Below are 15862 nucleotides of genomic sequence, written 5' to 3'. Positions count from 1 at the left end.
GAGAACCGGTCCGGGAGGATCGTCAGCCGACGCTCACGCCGTAGTAGCTCAGCGCCTCGGTGACCGGCTGGAAGAAGGTCGTACCGCCGGAGGTGCAGTCGCCGCTGCCGCCGGAGGTCAGACCGTAGGCGACCGAACCGCCGTAGAGCGGGCCGCCGCTGTCGCCGCCCTCGGCGCAGACCGTGGTCTGGATCAGGCCGTAGACGATGTCACCGCTGCCGTAGTTGACGGTGGCGTTGAGCGCGGTGACCCGGCCGCTGTGGGTGCCGGTGGTCGAACCGCGGCGGTACACCGTCGTCCCGACGCTGGGCGTGGCCGCGCTGGAGATGGTCTGGCTGCCGACCGCGCTCGGGTGCGCGATCGAGCTGTTGGTGTACTTCACCAGCGCGAAGTCGTTGCCGGGGAAGCTGTAGCTGACGTTCGTGCCCAGGACCGTGGTGTGGCCGGAGTTGCTGTACCAGGTCGAGGCCACCTGACCGCAGTGCCCGGCGGTCAGGAAGTAGTACGTGCTCCCGCTGTGCACGTTGAAGCCGAGCGAGCAGCGGTAGGCGCCGCCGTAGATGGCGTCGCCGCCGGTGATCAGCTTCTTGAAGGTGCCGGGGGTGTGCTTGATGGTGAGCGCGCCGGAGTTGACGCCCGCCTGCCGCTTGATCTTGGCGATCTCGGCGTTGGATACCGTGGAGTCGACGGTGACGACGACACGGTTGGTCTTGCTGTCGACGGCCCAGGCGGTGCCGGGGACGTCCGCCTTCAGGACGGAGCTGTTCACGGCCTTCAGTTCGGTGGTGCTGAAGGTGTGAACGTCACTCGCGCTCGCGGTGGGGACGGCGAACGCTGCCGCGGCCAGGAGACCGGAGGCCACGGCGATCAGCCGGGTCCGTCTCGCGATACCGCTGCGGGGGGTGGTGCGCTTGATCCTCACTTGTCGTTCCCTCCCAGGGGAAGTCGGGGGCCCGCGTGGGGTCGGGGCCCGTGAGGCGCAGTCAGGGGGTGGCGCCCGGTTTTCGGACACGCAATGCCCCTGACAAGCGCTGTGGGGGAGTATTCGGGCGAACGGCCGGTACCCGCAAGGGTGCCTTTCGGCCGTGCGACCGTGTTCGAACCATGCCGACTTTGTGCGATCTCGTCGTGGTCCGGGCGAGTTGACGCCCCGACCGTGTCCGTCGAATATCCGTCGAATCTCCGCCGGATGCCTCAGGCGAGCTTCCGCTCCCCCGCCTCGACGGCGAGGTCCAGCGTGTTGCCCGGCGGCGGAAAAGGGCAGATGAGGTGGTCCGCGAAGGCGCACTGCGGCAGCTGCGCCCGGTTGAAGTCGACGGTGGTGGAGCCCTCGGCGGCCGGGGCGGCCGAATAGCGGAACCTGAACCGGAAGCCGCCGGCTCCGCCGGTGGTGTCGGCGAACACCGCCCACAGCCGGCCGTCGGGCTGCTCGGCGACCCGGAGCGTCCGCTCCCGCCCGGCCAGGGTGAAGCCGAGCTCCCCGGCGAGCACGAGGGCGCGCTCCACTCCGTCCGCGGTGCCGACGCGGACGGTGCGCGGGTGGCCGGCGTACGGCGTGAAGCGTCCCGGGACCGACCAGCGCGGGTCGTACGGGGTGGCGTCGATGCCGCGGAAGGCGCGGCGGGCCCCGGCGGCCGGGTCGTACTCCCGTATCCCCCACATGCCCTCCCGGACCAGGACGACCAGCCGGCGCTCGCCGAGCGTGACCCGGGACGAGGGTTCGGGGTCGGCGGCGAGCCGGACCTCGCCGGCGAAGGGTTCGCCGTCCAGGGCCAGGCCGTCGGCCGCCGTCGCGGTGAGCACGACGCCGTCCCCGTCGGCCGCCCAGATCCCGGGGAGGGCGGGGAGCCGGCCGTCCGGATGGTCCTCGATCCAGTGACTGCCGACCAGTGCGAGCGGCCCGTACGGCGCCGACACCGTCTCCTCACGGTGTGCGTGCCGGCGCTTCCAGTCGCCGGCCGCGTCCGCGTTCATACGATCAGTCCTTCCGTCGCCTTCGTCGTCGCTCCTGTCACGTCTCTCCTCTGCGCAAGGTATTTCACGGCGCAGCGAGTTGCCCGGCGGGCCGGGCGAGGCCGAGGTGCTCGCGCAGGGTGCTGCCCGGGTAGAAGGTGCGGAACAGGCCGCGGTGCTGAAGGAGCGCCACGGTGCCGTTGACCAGGCGCTCCAGGTCGCGGCGCGGCTCGGCAGGGACCAGGTGGAAGCCGTCGGTGGCGCCCTCGCCGTGCCAGCCGGCGACCAGCTCCGCCAGATCCACCGGACCACCCCGGTACAACGGCCCCTGCACGGTCTGCCGGGGGCCGCCGCCACCGTGCCCCGGCTCGGCCGCGCGCTCCCCGTCGCCCAGATCCACCAGGAGGCTCACCAGCACCCGCAGGGCCTCCGGCTCCCGCCCGAACTCCCGTGCCTGCCCGCGCAGTTCCTCCCGAACGGCGGCGGCCTGCGCGGAGCTCGCGGCCCGTACCAGGGCGACGTCGGCGTACCGGGCGACGGCCTGCCGGGCGGCGGGCTCGGTGGCGTCGGCCACCCGGACCGGCTGCTCCGGCGCGGGCCCCGGGGTCTCGGTCCACCGGCCGGCCCGGCCCCGGCTCACCCGGTCGAGGTGGGCGACGGCGGCCTCGGGGCCGGCCGTCAATGGCACCAGCCCGATCCGCCGGGTGGCCGGGGCCACCTGTGCCAGCACGTCGGCCGCGCCGGTCTCCGGCCACCCGAACCGGTCGTCGAGCGTCACGAAGTCCAGTCCCCCGCTCTCGGCCAGCCGCACCAGCTCGACGCAGCGCTCCGCGTCGAACACGCCGGCCTGGTCCACCGCGGCGGCCAGATGCAGCAGCCCCCGGCCGTACGAGCCGGTCATCACCACGAACAACCTCCCTGTAGGACAGCCTGTAAGACAGACGTGCGCCGGCCGTGCCGCCCGCTCATGCCCCGACTCCCGCCAGGAAGGTGAGGGCCGCGCGCGCCGTGGCGTCGTTCTGCCGGAACGCGGGCCCTCCGGTGCGCGGCCGGGTGAACGCGCCGGGCGTACGGCCGTTCGTGAACGGCCCGAGCGCGAACCGCCGGGGATGCGGCCGCCCGGCCCCGTCGAGGATCCGCCCGTCGGCGGGGTCCACCCTGAGCAGCCCGTCGGCGGTCTCCGCGGCCTCGTCGGCGGCCAGCCCGCGCAGCAACGCGTCCCGGGCCCGCCCCACGGTGGGTTCGGGCAGCCGCGCCTCGACGAGGGCCCGCGCCGCCACGGCGAACCCGGGCACCGTGTCGGCGGACGCCCGGAACACCCCGTCCTCGGCCGTCACCGTCATCCCGGCGCCGACGAACCGCAGCACCCCCGCCCGGGACAGCGCGAGCATCTGCCGCAGCCGGGGGCCGGGCGGCCCGGAGGCGAGGTAGCTGAAGAACCCGTGCCACCAGGAGCCGATGTCGCCGAGGCGGACCAGCTGCCCGTAGACGGAGAGCAGTCCGAGGAACACCGCCAGGTCGGCGCTGTACGCGGGGTCGTGCCTGCGGTCCAGGTCCGCCTCGATGTAGCCGCGCAGCCCCTCCTGGAACTCCTCGTGGGAGCCGTACCGCGCCCCGTCCAGCGGGTGGTCGAGCGCCGCGAGGTCGAGCCGGTCGGCCGGATCGGGTACGGCGGCCGCCACCAGCGCCCGCACGTCCGCCTCGCCCTCGGCGGCGGCGTACTTCTCCTCGAAGTCCCGCCAGGCGACGGCCGTCCGCTCCGGGTGGACGGTGAACAGCCGGTGGTAGTGGGCGAAGCCCAGCTCCTTCGCCACCAGCGGCCACACGTCCCGCCGGAAGTCGAAGCCGCCCGGCTGGGCGAGCAGTGCGTCGATCTCGCCGGGGCCGAGGAAGCGGGGCAGCGGCGGGCGTTCGCCGGTCCAGTCGTAGCCGATCTTCGAGTGGTACGGCACGCCGCGCCGCGACCCGACGTAGAGCACCGGCTCCTGCCCGGACGGCACGTAGGTGTCGCCGTCGTAGCGGCCGCCCCGCCCCTCGGTGAGCAGGACCATCAGGTCGACGAAGGCGAGCCCGAACCCCCGCACGAGCACCGGTTCACCGGGCCGCAGCGCGGACAGGTCGCTGTCGGCGGTGAAGTCGGGCGGCAGGTGGACCAGGCCGTGCGCGTCGGCGTACGCGGCCAACGCCGCCTGTTCCGGGTCGAGTTCGGCGTCCAGGTGACCGAGGGCGAGGACGACGAGGTCGGCGAGGAGCGGACGCGGCCGGCCCTCCAGCCAGACCTGCTGGCGGCCCTCGCGCGGCCCGCTGACCCGCAGGGCCCGGCGCGGGTGGTGGTGGACGGTGATGCCGTCCGGGAGGTCGGCGACGGCGCGGTCGTGGACGTGACGCAGGTAGCGGCCCTGGATCTGCCGGTCGGCGAAGGTGCGGCCGTCCAGGCCTGCCCACTCGTGCAGGGTGGGTCCCTCCCGCACCGGCCCGGCCATCTTCACGGTCTCGTCCGTGAACATGGTGACGTCCTCGGCGTGCGAGTTCATCCACAGCAGCGGCGACTGGGCGGCCCGCCAGATGCGCCCGGCGCCCGGCGGATGCGGGTCGACCAGGTGGATGTCGAGACCCGAACCGGCGTACAGCTCGGGCGCGTTGGCCGCGATCCGCTCCAGGAGTCCGGTCCCGCGCGGCCCGGCTCCCACGATCACCAGTTGGGGTCTCATCGGGCAGCCCCGGGCCCGGGTATGCCGGAGGCGGGGTGGGTGGCGGTTCTGGCAAGGGTCTCGGAAGACATGCGAAGGCTCCGTGGCGGATCAATCGAACACGGTGGACGCGCACACGGGGGTGCAGGTGCCTTCACACGGAGCGCCGGAGTACGGCGCTCTTACGGCCGAGCCCCTCAGCAGGGCCGTCCGTCGACTCTACGGTGCCGTTTCCCCTCGTTGTCAAGGGTGTCCAGAGTGTGAGCGGCGCGTCTCAGGTCAGTTGACGGAAAACCGGAGACCTGTTCCACTTGGCCCATGCATCCGCAGCAGTGGCTGGTCACCCGCTCCCACATCGACTTCGGTCGAGTGTGGTCCTGTTCCTGTTGAGCTGACCCCCTGCGCCCCGCGAACAGCGGGGCCTCCCCGCGTTCTCTCCCGCCTTCGCACGCACACCCCTCCCTCGCAACAAACGCCCAGTTCACGCGCCCCGTAAAGGGCGCGGGGAACTGCGCGAGCAACCACACACCACCAGCACTCGCCACACACCCCGCGCCCCCTACGGCGACTGGCGCACAGCCATCGCCCTCCGCCTGGGGACGGACCTCACCCCGTTCGTGGATCAGGCCCTGCAGCGTGATCTCCAGCCGGGCGTTGTCGGCGGTGGCCGAGGCGTTGCGGTAGGCGGAGATCTGCTCGGCGGCCGCGACGCCCAGCAGCGTCAGCAGGACGGCGAGGGCCAGGACCAGGATCCTCAGGAGCCTGGCGCGAATGGTGGCTGCTTGCACGGAAGTGCCTTAATGATGAGGCGAGTTGATGGATGTGCGGAACCGGTGAGGGAGAAATGGTTCTGCGCTCCGGCCAACGAAGATCTCCGGGCAGCGATCACCCGATCATGTTTCTGTTTTACGTCACGGAAACAGGATCAGGGCGAATCCCGAGGCGGTGGCCCCGGCGCAGCACTTCCGTATACGGTGACGGACACTCATCCCGGTTGACGCCGCCCGCCGCCGGACCCGCGCCGGACGAGGTTCCCTGAGTGGGCGTCAGACCGTCCAGGAGGCAGCCCGAAGAGGCCCGGAAGGTGCGACGGAGGGACTCGGGGCCGCCTCCGTCCGTTCACCCGGACGCACCGCCCATCACCCGTACGCCGGGAACAATCATATTTCACTCTCAGTCAGCAGACGTGTGAGCTAACGCCCTTGGGGTACCTGGGCTCTCGACGTTTTGGCTCTGCACCAGTACCGTCACAAACCCCCCGTGCGGCGTCTATCCACTTGGCGCGACATCCGCATCATGGACGACCATAGGGATGCGGAAGCAAGAAAGACCGCTGTGAGAGGAGGCGTCCATGGGATCGGTACGCAAGGCGAGTGCCTGGCTCGGCCTCGTCGACGACAACGATGACGAGCGCTACTACGACGACGACTACTCCGAAGGGACCGAGCAGCCCGGGGATGCCTGGGTCACCGACCCGCGGGTCAAGGTGGCCACGGACACCGCCGAGGAGAAGGGCCGCCGGATCGGCACGGTCACCCCGGACAGCTTCCGGGACGCCCGCGCGATCGGCGAGCTGTTCCGCGAGGGCGTGCCGGTCATCGTGAACCTCACGGCCATGGAGCCGGGCGACGCCAAGCGTGTCGTCGACTTCGCGGCCGGGCTGACCTTCGGCCTGCGCGGCACGATCGAGCGGGTCGCCAACCGGGTCTTCCTGCTGACCCCCGCGAACACCGAGATCGTCAGCGGTGAGCCGGCCAGGCGCCGCGAGGACGGCTTCTTCAACCAGAGCTGAGGCAGGGCCCTCACCGGCCCTGCCCCCGCCGCGGGGTTCACCGGAAGGCGTCGAGTCCGGTGAGTGCCTTGCCCAGCACCAGCTGGTGCATCTCGACGGTGCCCTCGTAGGTGAGCACCGACTCGAGGTTGGTCGCGTGCCGCATCACGGGGTACTCCAGTGAGATCCCGTTCGCCCCGAGGATCGTCCGCGCGGTACGGCAGATCTCGATGGCCTCGCGTACGTTGTTGAGCTTGCCGAAGCTGACCTGCTCGGGACGCAGGCGACCGGCATCCATCCGCCGCCCCAGGTGATGGGCGAGCAGGATCCCCTTGTGCAGTTCGACGGCCATGTCGGCGAGTTTGGCCTGGGTGAGCTGGAAGCCGCCGATGGGGCGGCCGAACTGCTCGCGCGACTTCGCGTAGTCGACGGCGGTCTCGAAGCAGGTGCGTGCCGCGCCCATGGCGCCCCACACGATCCCGTACCGGGCGTGCGACAGGCAGCTGAGCGGCCCCTTGAGGCCGGTGACCTCGGGCAGCACGGCATCGGCGGGCAGCCGCACGTCGTCCATCACCAGCTCGCTGGTGACGCTGGCCCGCAGCGACCACTTGTGCTTGATCTCCGGCGCCGAGAACCCGGGCGTGTCCGTGGGCACGGCGAACCCCCGGATCCCGTTGTCCGTCTGCGCCCACACGACGGCGACGCCCGCGACCGACCCGTTGGTGATCCACATCTTCCGCCCGCTCAGCACCCAGTCGCCGCCGGCGTCGCGCCGGGCGTACGTCCGCATGGCGGCGGGGTCGGACCCGTGGTCCGGCTCGGTGAGCCCGAAGCACCCGATGACGTCACCGGCGGCCATGCCCGGCAGCCACCGCTGCTTCTGCTCCTCGCTCCCGAACCGATGGATCGCGTACATGGCGAGCGAGCCCTGCACGGACACGAGGGACCGGATCCCGGAATCGGCGGCCTCCAGCTCCAGGCAGGCGAGCCCGTACTGCACGGCGGAAGCACCGGCGCACCCGTACCCACTGAGCGACATCCCGAGGGCCCCGATCGACCCGAGCTCCTTCGCGAGCTCCCTGATGCCGGGCAGCTCCCCGCTCTCGTACCACTCGGCGACGAACGGCAGCACCCGATCCGCCGCCCAGCTCCGCACGGTCTCCCGTACGGCGAGATCCTCCGGCTCCAGAAGATCGTCGATCCCGAGCGGGTCACCGGCATCGAACGGAGGCAGCTTCACGGACGCGGACATTCAGAACCCTCCCAAAACTAGCAGCGCTAGTTGCAGTCTCCCTGTTCCCCCACCCACAAATCCACCATCCACCCCGCACCCGCCGACGGCGACCCATCCCCGCAGGTCGCCCCACCCCTCCCCCAACCCGCACGGGCGGTGCGTGGGAGAAGTTCTGACCCGCACCCGCCAACGGCGAGCCGCCGGGAGAAGTCAACGGCGAAGGCCCCCGCCGGCTACGCGGAGACGCGGGAGCGTTCCGCCTCCCTCGGGGCAGGGAGGTCCACCGACGCCGCGGCGTCCTCGCACTGCATCACCCGCGGCAGGCGCAGCGCCATCACGGCCCCCAGCAACAGCAACCCCGCACTCACCAGCAACGTCACATGCAGCCCGTGCACATAGGAGTCCCGCGCCGCCCGCCGCAACGCCGCCCCCGTCGACCCGCCCAGCCGCCCGGCCACCTGGTACGCCTCGCCCAGTGAACGCCCCGCGGACGCGGACGCCGACGCCGGCACCCCCGGCACCCCGGCCAGCCGCGGCGCGTACGCCGCGTTCATCACGCTGCCGAGGAGCGCGATCCCGATCCCGGCGCCCAGCTGGTACGACGTCTCGCCGATCGCCGCCGCCCCGCCGGCCTGCGCCGCCGGCGCCTCGCTCAGCATCGACTCGTACGCCCCGAAGAGCGTGGTCTCCAGACCGAAGCCGAGCAGCAGGAAGCCGAAGAGCAGCAGGCCCGCGTTGTCGGTCCCGCCCATCGGCGTCAGCGTGAGCACGGCCGCCGCGGTCAGGCAGAAGCCGAAGCACACCATCCGGCGCGGCCCGAACCGCCGCAGCAGCCGCGCCCCGGCCAGCCCCGCCGCCATCGCGGCGAGCGTCAGCGGCAGCAGCCGCAGCCCCGTCTGCAACGGCGAGAGGCCGAGCACCAGTTGCAGGTACTGCGCGGCGATCAGCTCGAGACCCACCAGCGCCAGCATCGCCAGCACGATGCAGCCCACCGCCGTGGAGAACGCCGGCCGCGCGAACATTTTCAGGTCGACCAGCGGGAACGTCCGCCGCCGTTGCCGTCGTACGAACAGCACCAGCAGCAGCGCGCCGAGCACGAGCGGTGCCACGGTCAGCGCACTGCCCGCCGGCTCGCCGCCGCCGAGGCGCTTCACCGCGAACACCACACCGAACAGGCCGACCGCCGCCATCAGCGCGCCGAGCACGTCCCAGGGGCCGTCGCGGTCGCCGCGGGACTCGGGGAGGAGGAGACGCCCCACCGGAAGGCTCACCAGCATCAGCGGGATGTTGACCAGGAAGACGGAGCCCCACCAGAAGTGCTCGAGGAGGAAGCCGCCGAGGAGGGGGCCGACGGCCGCACCGACCGCCGCCACCGCGCTCCAGATACCGATGGCGAGGGCCCGCTCACGCCGGTCGGGGAAGACCGCCCGGAGGATGGAGAGGGTCGCGGGCATGATCATCGCGCCGCCGACCCCGAGCAGTGCCCGGGCCCCGATCAACGCCGCCGCGCTCGGTGCGAGGGCGGCGGCCGCGGAGGCGATGCCGAAGAGGGTGTAGCCGAGGAGGAGGACGCGCCGCCGGCCCACCCGGTCGCCGAGCGTGCCGAAGAGGATCAGCAGCGAGGCGCAGACGAGCGGGTAGACGTCGACGATCCAGAGCAGTTCGATGGCGCCGGGCTTGAGGTCCTCGGTGACGGCGGGCATCGCGACGTGCAGCACGGTCGCGTCGAGGGCGACCAGCAGCAGGCTGACGCAGAGGACGACGAGGACGACCCAGCGGTTGGCACCGGCACCGGCCCTGGACACCGCACGACGGCGCGGTCGTACGGCGGCCGTGGTCGTCCCGGACATGTACGTACCTCCCAGATGGTCACTCGCGTGGGCGGACCGGCGGGGTGGGGACTCCCCGTCGTACGGCCGGAGAGGAGCGGGGTCTCCGGCCCGCGCGGACGAACGCGAGTGACATGTCAGCGTACGCGAGTCCGCTGCGGGGGCACGTGGCGGACCTCTCACGCGCCCCGGAGAACTCATGTGGCGTACGCCACTGCCCCGCTCCGCACCACGCCCGCGTGAACCCCGCGGCTCCGCGGCCCGTCGATAATCGAGGCCGTGACCGATCTTGAAACGCCCGTGGCGGCACCGCGCGCCCCCACCCTGCGCCGGGCGGCGCCGGCCCTGCTCGGGTACGCGGCCGTACGCGCCCTCGGCCTGGCCGTGCTGGCCGGCTGGAGCGCGGCACGGGGCAAGAGCGCGTACACCTTGTTGACGGCACGCTGGGACTCGCTGTGGTACACGCGGGTCGCCGAACTGGGCTACGGCTACCAGGTGCGGCTCCCGAACGGCGACGTCCACTCCAACCTGGCCTTCTTCCCGCTGCTGCCCTGGCTCGAGCGCCTGCTGCACGCGCTCGCTCCCCTGTCGTACGCCGACGCCGGCTTCACGGTGAGCCTGCTCGCCTCGCTCGCCGCGGCCTGGGGGATCTTCGCGGTCACGGACGTCGTCCACGGCCGGCGGGTGGGGGTCTGCGCGGTGCTGGTGTGGGCCGTGCTGCCCGTCGGGATCGTGCAGTCGATGGCGTACAGCGAGTCGCTGTTCACGGCGCTGGCCGCGTGGTCGCTGTACGCCGTGCTGACCGGTCGCTGGGTGACCGCGGGGGTGCTGGCCGCGCTGGCGGGACTGACCCGGCCGGTGGGGCTCGCCGTGGTGGCAGCGGTGTGGGCGGCGGCGGTGGTCTCGTTCGTGCGGGATCGCGGCAGAGGCGCGCAGGACGGTGGTACGGATCAGCCGGACGGCGCGCATGTCGCCGAACGCGCCCCCGAGGCGGCCGGTGCCGCCCACGCCCGGCGCGCCCCGCGGGCAACCGGCGCACCACACGCAACACGCGCCCCCCACGTCGCCACCCCCGCCGCCCCCGCCTGGCGCCGCGTCCTCGGCATGCTCCTCGCCCCCCTGGGCGCCGCCGCCTACGTCCTGTGGGTCGGCCACCGCACCGGCCGGGGCCCACTCGGCTACCTGGACGTCCAGGCGGGCTGGCGCAACGGCTTCGACGGCGGCTATGCGTTCGCACGCTTCACAGCCGACAAGTTCACGTCATTTCCGTCCGCTCTGGCCGGAGCGGGTTTGATCCTCGGCGTCGGCCTGCTGCTGTGGCTCTACGTGACCGGCGTCCGCCAGCGGCAGCCGCTGCCCCTGCTGGTCTACACGGGTGTCGTCCTCGCGCTCGCGCTGTGCGCGTCGAGCTACTTCGGGTCCAAGCCGCGGCTGCTGATGCCGGCCTTCCCGGTGCTGCTGCCCCTCGCCCGGGCCCTCGCCCGGCTGCGCACAGGCAGATCGGCGCTGGTCACGGCAGGTGTGGCGGTGGCCTCGGCGGTCTATGGCGCGTTCTGGCTGAACGGCTCCGGACCTCCATGATCGTTCCGGTGGGCCCGATGAGCAGCGGGAGAATTCCACCCCACCCTTCGGTTAACGAATTCATAAGTGCCATAAAACGGCGACCCGACATGATCAAAGGAATTGAAGGGCGGACCCGCCGAGGATTACGGAATCCTTAGAATTCGGCGACCTCCTGAGAGGTTTCCCACATCACATCGTCATCACAAAGCCGCTGTTTCGTCCGGGAACAGAGCTCACTCGCTGTAACGTCGATTGGGTGCGTACCGAACGAAACCTCACCCGTCTGGACCGGGTGTTCGCCAGGCTGGACCGTGAGCCGGAACGGCCGGCCCACATTGATGTGCCGAAGATGAGCCGGCACCGGGTCGTGTTGTTCACCGCGACCCTCGCCTTCTACCTGGCGATCGTGTGGGCCGTCGTGATCACGTCCTGGCTGGTCCGGCTCGACTGGCAGGTCATGTTCTTCCGGCCGTACCAGCAGTGGGCGGGAATCCACTGGTTCGTCGACTACTACGTGGTCCTCGGCCAGCGCGGCCCGACCGCCGTGATGGTCGCGGCCTGGCTGGGCTGGCGTTCATGGCGGCAGCACACCCTGCGCCCGCTGCTCACCCTCGGCGCCTCGCTGCTGCTGCTCAACATCACGGTCGGCGCCGCCAAGCTCGGCATGGGGCGCCTCGGACCGCACTACGCGACCGTCATCGGCTCGAACGAGATGGGCCTCGGCGGCGATATATTCCCCAGCGGACACACCGCCAACGCGGTGGTGACCTGGGGAATTCTGGCATATCTGGCCTCCACCCCGAGAGCCCGCCGCTGGCTCTCCGCCGCCTCGGCGGTCACCTCCCTCGGCGTCGGCATGTCCACCGTCTACCTCGGTACGCACTGGCTGAGCGACGTGTTGCTGGGCTGGGCGGCGGGGCTGCTGATCCTGCTGGCGCTGCCGTGGTGCGAGCCGTTCATCGCCCGCGCCGAGACCTGGCTCTTCGACATGCGCGACCGCTGGCGCGCCCGTCGCGGCAGCACGGTGCCCGCAGCGGTCCCGGTGCCCGTCGTCCTCAAGCCGCGCCCGGCGCCCGTCGAGCAGGCGGCGCCGGAACGCGAACCGGTCTCCCTGTCCCGTCCGCCCAGGGCTCCGATCCACCTGGCGCCCGGCCCGCACACGGCCCGCTCGGAGCGCACCCCGGTGACCCCGGTGGGCAGCCGTCGCCCGCAGCACCCCGAGCGGCCGCCGCGCGGCACCGCCGCCCAGGCGGCCCGCCCGCTGACGGGCGGCTGACGGCGTTACGGAGGCGTCGGGGGGGCCAGGTACGCACAGCCGGCCCCGGCACCGCGAAGGCCCCGGTTTCCGCACTGCGGGAACCGGGGCCTTCGCCGTCGTACGGTCAGCCCTTCCAGGCGCGCGCCACCACGCCGTCCCGTACCTCGAAGTTGAGCCGCCCCTGCCGGTACTCCATGGTGATGATCGCGCCCGGCGGCAGCGAGCGCACGGTGGTCCATCCGCGCTGCCGGGCGAGCCGTTCCGCGTCGCCCGCGTCGCGGCCTACGTACCCTTGCGGGCTGTCCTGGGGCTCCGTCGGCGGAGCGGTGTCCGGTGCCATACGGCCCACGCTAGGCCGGTTCCGGCGAGGGCGGAAGCCGGAGTCCCGCGTCCACCCCCGGTCACACTTCTGTCACAGAACCACGACACGCGTTTCGGTCGAACTCCGTCACACGTATGAGCGGTTCCCTGCGTCTTCCTGGCGTATTCGAACGCAATTCCCCGAGGCCGGTAGGGTCTTCCGAAAAACCGCCGGAAAGAACCGGGAACGGGGATCCGGGACACTCCGGCGCCTGCATTCCCTTTGGATTCCGAGAGGCCGCGCCGAAGCTGACACCGCATAAGAGATTCACCGGTTCGGCACAGAACCCCCGTACCGCGCGGGTAGGCCCGGGGGTGCGGCAACGCGAACTCGGAGCGCGCCGTCCGCACGTGAATCGCCCTCACATACGGGCACGCACCCCATTCGGAGCATGTACATGTCCCCACGAAACGCACCGTGCCCCGCCCGGTCGGACCGGGCGGGGCAGAGGGGTGCGGGGCAGGGGTTCGCGTCAGAGCGCGAGGCGCTGCCCCGGCATGATCAGGTTCGGGTCGTCGCCGATGACGGCCCTGTTGGCGGCGTAGAGGCGCTGCCAGGTGGTGCCGTGCCGCTCGGCGATCCGGCTCAGGGTGTCGCCCTCGCGGACGGTGTAGTCGCCCTTGGCCGAGGTGCGGCCGGTGCCGGCCGTCGAGCGCTGCGGCTTCTTCGCCGCGGGGGCCGACTTCCGGATGGTCGACGTTGCCGACGACTTCGTCGACCTGGTCGCCGACTCCGTGCTGCTCTTCGTGCTCGCCGAGGCGTTCTCGGGCGCCGAGCCGGTCGCCCCGGCCCGCCCCGAGCAGACCGGCCACGCGCCCCAGCCCTGGGCGTGCTGGACCTTGGTGGCGACGGCGATCTGCGCTTCCCTGGAGGCCTGGTCGGCCGTCGCCGCGTAGGCGGTGCCGCCGTACGCGCGCCAGGTGGAGGCGGAGAACTGGAGTCCGCCGTAGTAGCCGTTGCCGGTGTTGATGTGCCAGTTGCCGCCGCTCTCGCACTGGGCGATGCGGTCCCACACTCCGTTGTCCGCCGCCGCGGCGTTGCCGGTGGCTGCCAGCAGGCCCAGCGGGGCGAGCAGCGCCGCTCCGGCCAGGGCGGCCGTCGTACGGCCCTTGCGGGAGCCGTTCTTGTTCGCGGCGGTCTCACGGGTGGTATCGGCACACTCGGACATGTATTTCCCTCTCCACGTACCCGGGGTCCCCCGGGCGGGACGCGGTCCCCGCGCAATGGACGCGGTTCCTCGCGCTCGCCCCGTCCGCCGCGGCCGGTACTGCGGTGGTGCTCTGCCTGGTGCCGGCCGGCGGACGTACCCGAGCGGTGCTCGCTGCACACGGCGGAGGAATCTAGGGATCGGGAACGCCCGAAATCAACCAACTCCCTGTCGGTCCAGGCCAGTTCGGTGTTACCGTGGGTAGCGGCGATTTCCAGCCACCCACTACATTCCAGGATTTCGTGATTTGTCGACCACGGGTTCGACGGATCTGTGATTCACTTCACCGCGTCAAACTCCTTTGGCTTGCGAAGAGTTGACGGGGAGTGCCGGATTCCGCACGACGGGTGACCCTGCGCAGTGGATGGTTCGATCCCGCTCCCCCCAATGCGTGACCCCCACCACAGATCGCCCGTTGTCTTCTTCATGAGCCCGCGACCCCGGGGGCTCACGGGCCGGGAGCCACCCGGGCCTTCACGTACCGCATCCCGAGGGAGCCACCGTGCCGCGCATGCTCGACGTCAGCGACGAGGTACGCGCCGAGATCGGCGACGAAGAAGCCGACCGGCTGCTCGCCGGAGACAACGCCCCCGGCAGTTACGACTGCACGTCCTGCCGCACCCCGGGCGACTCCGAACAGGAGCGCACCAGCACCGTCCTGTTCATCGGCGACGAGACCGCCGTCCTCGCCTTCGCCCACGCCACCTGCCTGCCCTCGCAGGTCGTCCAGGTCACGGAGGAGCAGCTGCAGGGCGCGGTCCGCTCCATCAGCGGCGACAGCGCGCCCGGCGGCGGGGCGCGGAAGTCCGTGCCCGAGCAGGCGGTGCTCGGGGTGACCAGCGGACTCGTGCTGATCGCCGGGGAGTTGCACCCCGCGCTGGTCGTGGAGCCGACCTCGCCGATCGTGCGGCCCGGCACGGACGGGGTGGGCGACGACTTCCTGCCCCTCCTCATCGAGCAGGGCTTCATGCCGGTACCGGAGCTGACGGCGGTGCCGCCGGTACTGCACGGGTGGTCGGTGCTGCTGGCGGTGGGTCAGCTGCACGCGGTGCTGCAGCCGGGACCGGTGGGCGGGCAGCCGGTGGCGTGGTGGCAGGCGCATCAGCCGCTGCAGGTGACCGACGGGTGGCGGGCGGCCGCCAACAAGCACCAGCAGGTACTGATGTTCGCGGCGCCGGTGGGGTCGATCGGGCGGCAGCCCCGGGAGGATCTGCTGCGCGACGCGATCGACAAGGCGGCGGCGAACGGGAAGCTGGTGGCGGCGGCGTTGCCGCTTGCGGGGATTTGAGGGGCGCCCACGGGGGTGGGACTACGGTCCGGTTGGCGACTGCGGCAACATCGTGGCCGGTCGCGCAGTTCGCCGCGCCCCATACGGGGCGCAAGCGCACCTAAAAGCAAACTACTGGCCGCATCTCTTGAGGAATCCTGTCGTTTGGACATACGTGCACGCATACGACCTTCCTCCCCACCGGCCGTCCTTCTCCGCCGTTCCCGCTGCCCGTGTGGCTCCGGAGGCCCCGGGCGGGCTCTCGGCCACGCCGATCTACGACTCGCTCTACACGGAGTGGGTCAAGGCCTTCCGTACGCTGCCGGGTGATCGCAGCGGGGAGGAGTCCATGGGGTTCGTCGCCTTCGGCACCGCCCCGTTCAGTACCGGCACCCACGGTCTGGGGTCGTACGGAGGGAGCTCGTACAGCGCGTACAGCGCGGGTGCCTACAGCGCCCGGAGCGGCGGCGGGCAGCCGCAGCCGCCGCAGTGGCAGCGGATCGGGACGCTCGGGCGGGCCCAGGAGAACGGGATGGCGCCCGTGCAGGTGGCGCTTCCGCCGGCACCGCGCCGGGGGATGTGACGCATGGCAGAGGGGGGGGGGGGGGGGGGGGGGGGGGGGGGGGGGGGGCGGTGGGGGGGGGGGGGGGGGGGGGGGGGGGGGGGGGGGGGGTGGAGGGGGGGGGGGAGGTTAGGGGTGTCGGGGTGGTTCAGCTACGTGATGTAGAC

Annotated in this window: 13 protein-coding genes; 5 read left to right on the top strand and 8 right to left on the bottom strand. The window is 71.9% G+C overall.

Annotated features, from left to right (window positions below; genetic code table 11):
* Positions 1-22: 22 nt before the first annotated feature.
* From ACZ63F_RS33555 to ACZ63F_RS33540, 4 genes are all read right to left on the bottom strand, one after another.
* Positions 23-922 (bottom strand): S1 family peptidase, encoded by a 900-nt coding sequence (locus ACZ63F_RS33555; protein WP_469716900.1) that lies wholly within the window; start codon positions 920-922, stop codon positions 23-25.
* A gap of 272 nt (positions 923-1194) precedes the next feature.
* Positions 1195-1974 (bottom strand): DUF1684 domain-containing protein, encoded by a 780-nt coding sequence (locus ACZ63F_RS33550; protein WP_469716898.1) that lies wholly within the window; start codon positions 1972-1974, stop codon positions 1195-1197.
* Between the two features lie 64 nt (positions 1975-2038).
* Positions 2039-2854: an LLM class flavin-dependent oxidoreductase gene (locus tag ACZ63F_RS33545; RefSeq protein WP_469717145.1), complete on the bottom strand. Its 816-nt coding sequence runs from the start codon at positions 2852-2854 to the stop codon at positions 2039-2041.
* Positions 2855-2918: 64 nt separating this feature from the next.
* On the bottom strand, positions 2919-4664 hold the full coding sequence (locus tag ACZ63F_RS33540; protein ID WP_469716896.1) for an FAD/NAD(P)-binding protein: 1746 nt from the start codon (positions 4662-4664) through the stop codon (positions 2919-2921).
* 1330 nt (positions 4665-5994) lie between these two features.
* Between ACZ63F_RS33540 and ACZ63F_RS33535 the strand changes: the two genes are divergently transcribed.
* Positions 5995-6435 carry a cell division protein SepF gene (locus ACZ63F_RS33535; RefSeq protein ID WP_293991899.1) on the top strand — a complete coding sequence of 147 codons (441 nt, stop codon included), beginning with the start codon at positions 5995-5997 and terminating at the stop codon, positions 6433-6435.
* A gap of 37 nt (positions 6436-6472) precedes the next feature.
* Here ACZ63F_RS33535 and ACZ63F_RS33530 read toward each other — a convergent pair whose 3' ends face one another.
* Positions 6473-7666, bottom strand: a complete 1194-nt coding sequence (locus ACZ63F_RS33530; protein ID WP_352363576.1) for an acyl-CoA dehydrogenase family protein — start codon at positions 7664-7666, stop codon at positions 6473-6475.
* 215 nt (positions 7667-7881) lie between these two features.
* Positions 7882-9498: an MFS transporter gene (locus tag ACZ63F_RS33525; RefSeq protein ID WP_469716893.1), complete on the bottom strand. Its 1617-nt coding sequence runs from the start codon at positions 9496-9498 to the stop codon at positions 7882-7884.
* Positions 9499-9756: 258 nt separating this feature from the next.
* Here ACZ63F_RS33525 and ACZ63F_RS33520 point away from each other — a divergent pair, with 258 nt between their 5' ends.
* Both ACZ63F_RS33520 and ACZ63F_RS33515 read left to right on the top strand, forming a co-directional pair.
* Positions 9757-11058, top strand: coding sequence for a mannosyltransferase family protein (locus ACZ63F_RS33520; protein ID WP_469716891.1), 1302 nt, complete (start codon positions 9757-9759; stop codon positions 11056-11058).
* Between the two features lie 238 nt (positions 11059-11296).
* Positions 11297-12316 (top strand): phosphatase PAP2 family protein, encoded by a 1020-nt coding sequence (locus ACZ63F_RS33515; RefSeq protein WP_469716889.1) that lies wholly within the window; start codon positions 11297-11299, stop codon positions 12314-12316.
* 106 nt (positions 12317-12422) lie between these two features.
* On the opposite strand, the gene ACZ63F_RS33510 is transcribed toward ACZ63F_RS33515, so the two are convergent.
* Both ACZ63F_RS33510 and ACZ63F_RS33505 read right to left on the bottom strand, forming a co-directional pair.
* Complete coding sequence (locus ACZ63F_RS33510) at positions 12423-12638, bottom strand: I78 family peptidase inhibitor (protein ID WP_093504858.1); 216 nt, start codon at positions 12636-12638, stop codon at positions 12423-12425.
* A 493-nt stretch (positions 12639-13131) separates the two neighbouring features.
* Positions 13132-13827, bottom strand: coding sequence for a transglycosylase family protein (locus ACZ63F_RS33505; RefSeq protein WP_469716887.1), 696 nt, complete (start codon positions 13825-13827; stop codon positions 13132-13134).
* 541 nt (positions 13828-14368) lie between these two features.
* Here ACZ63F_RS33505 and ACZ63F_RS33500 point away from each other — a divergent pair.
* Entirely contained in the window at positions 14369-15154 is a 786-nt protein-coding gene (locus ACZ63F_RS33500) for a hypothetical protein (RefSeq protein WP_469716885.1), read from the top strand.
* A gap of 154 nt (positions 15155-15308) precedes the next feature.
* Positions 15309-15716, top strand: coding sequence for a hypothetical protein (locus tag ACZ63F_RS33495; RefSeq protein WP_469716884.1), 408 nt, complete (start codon positions 15309-15311; stop codon positions 15714-15716).
* The last annotated feature ends 146 nt before the right edge of the window (positions 15717-15862 follow it).

The sequence above is a fragment of the Streptomyces sp. NPDC104761 genome (assembly GCF_055583445.1).
This window is presented reverse-complemented; position numbering and strand designations above follow the sequence as displayed.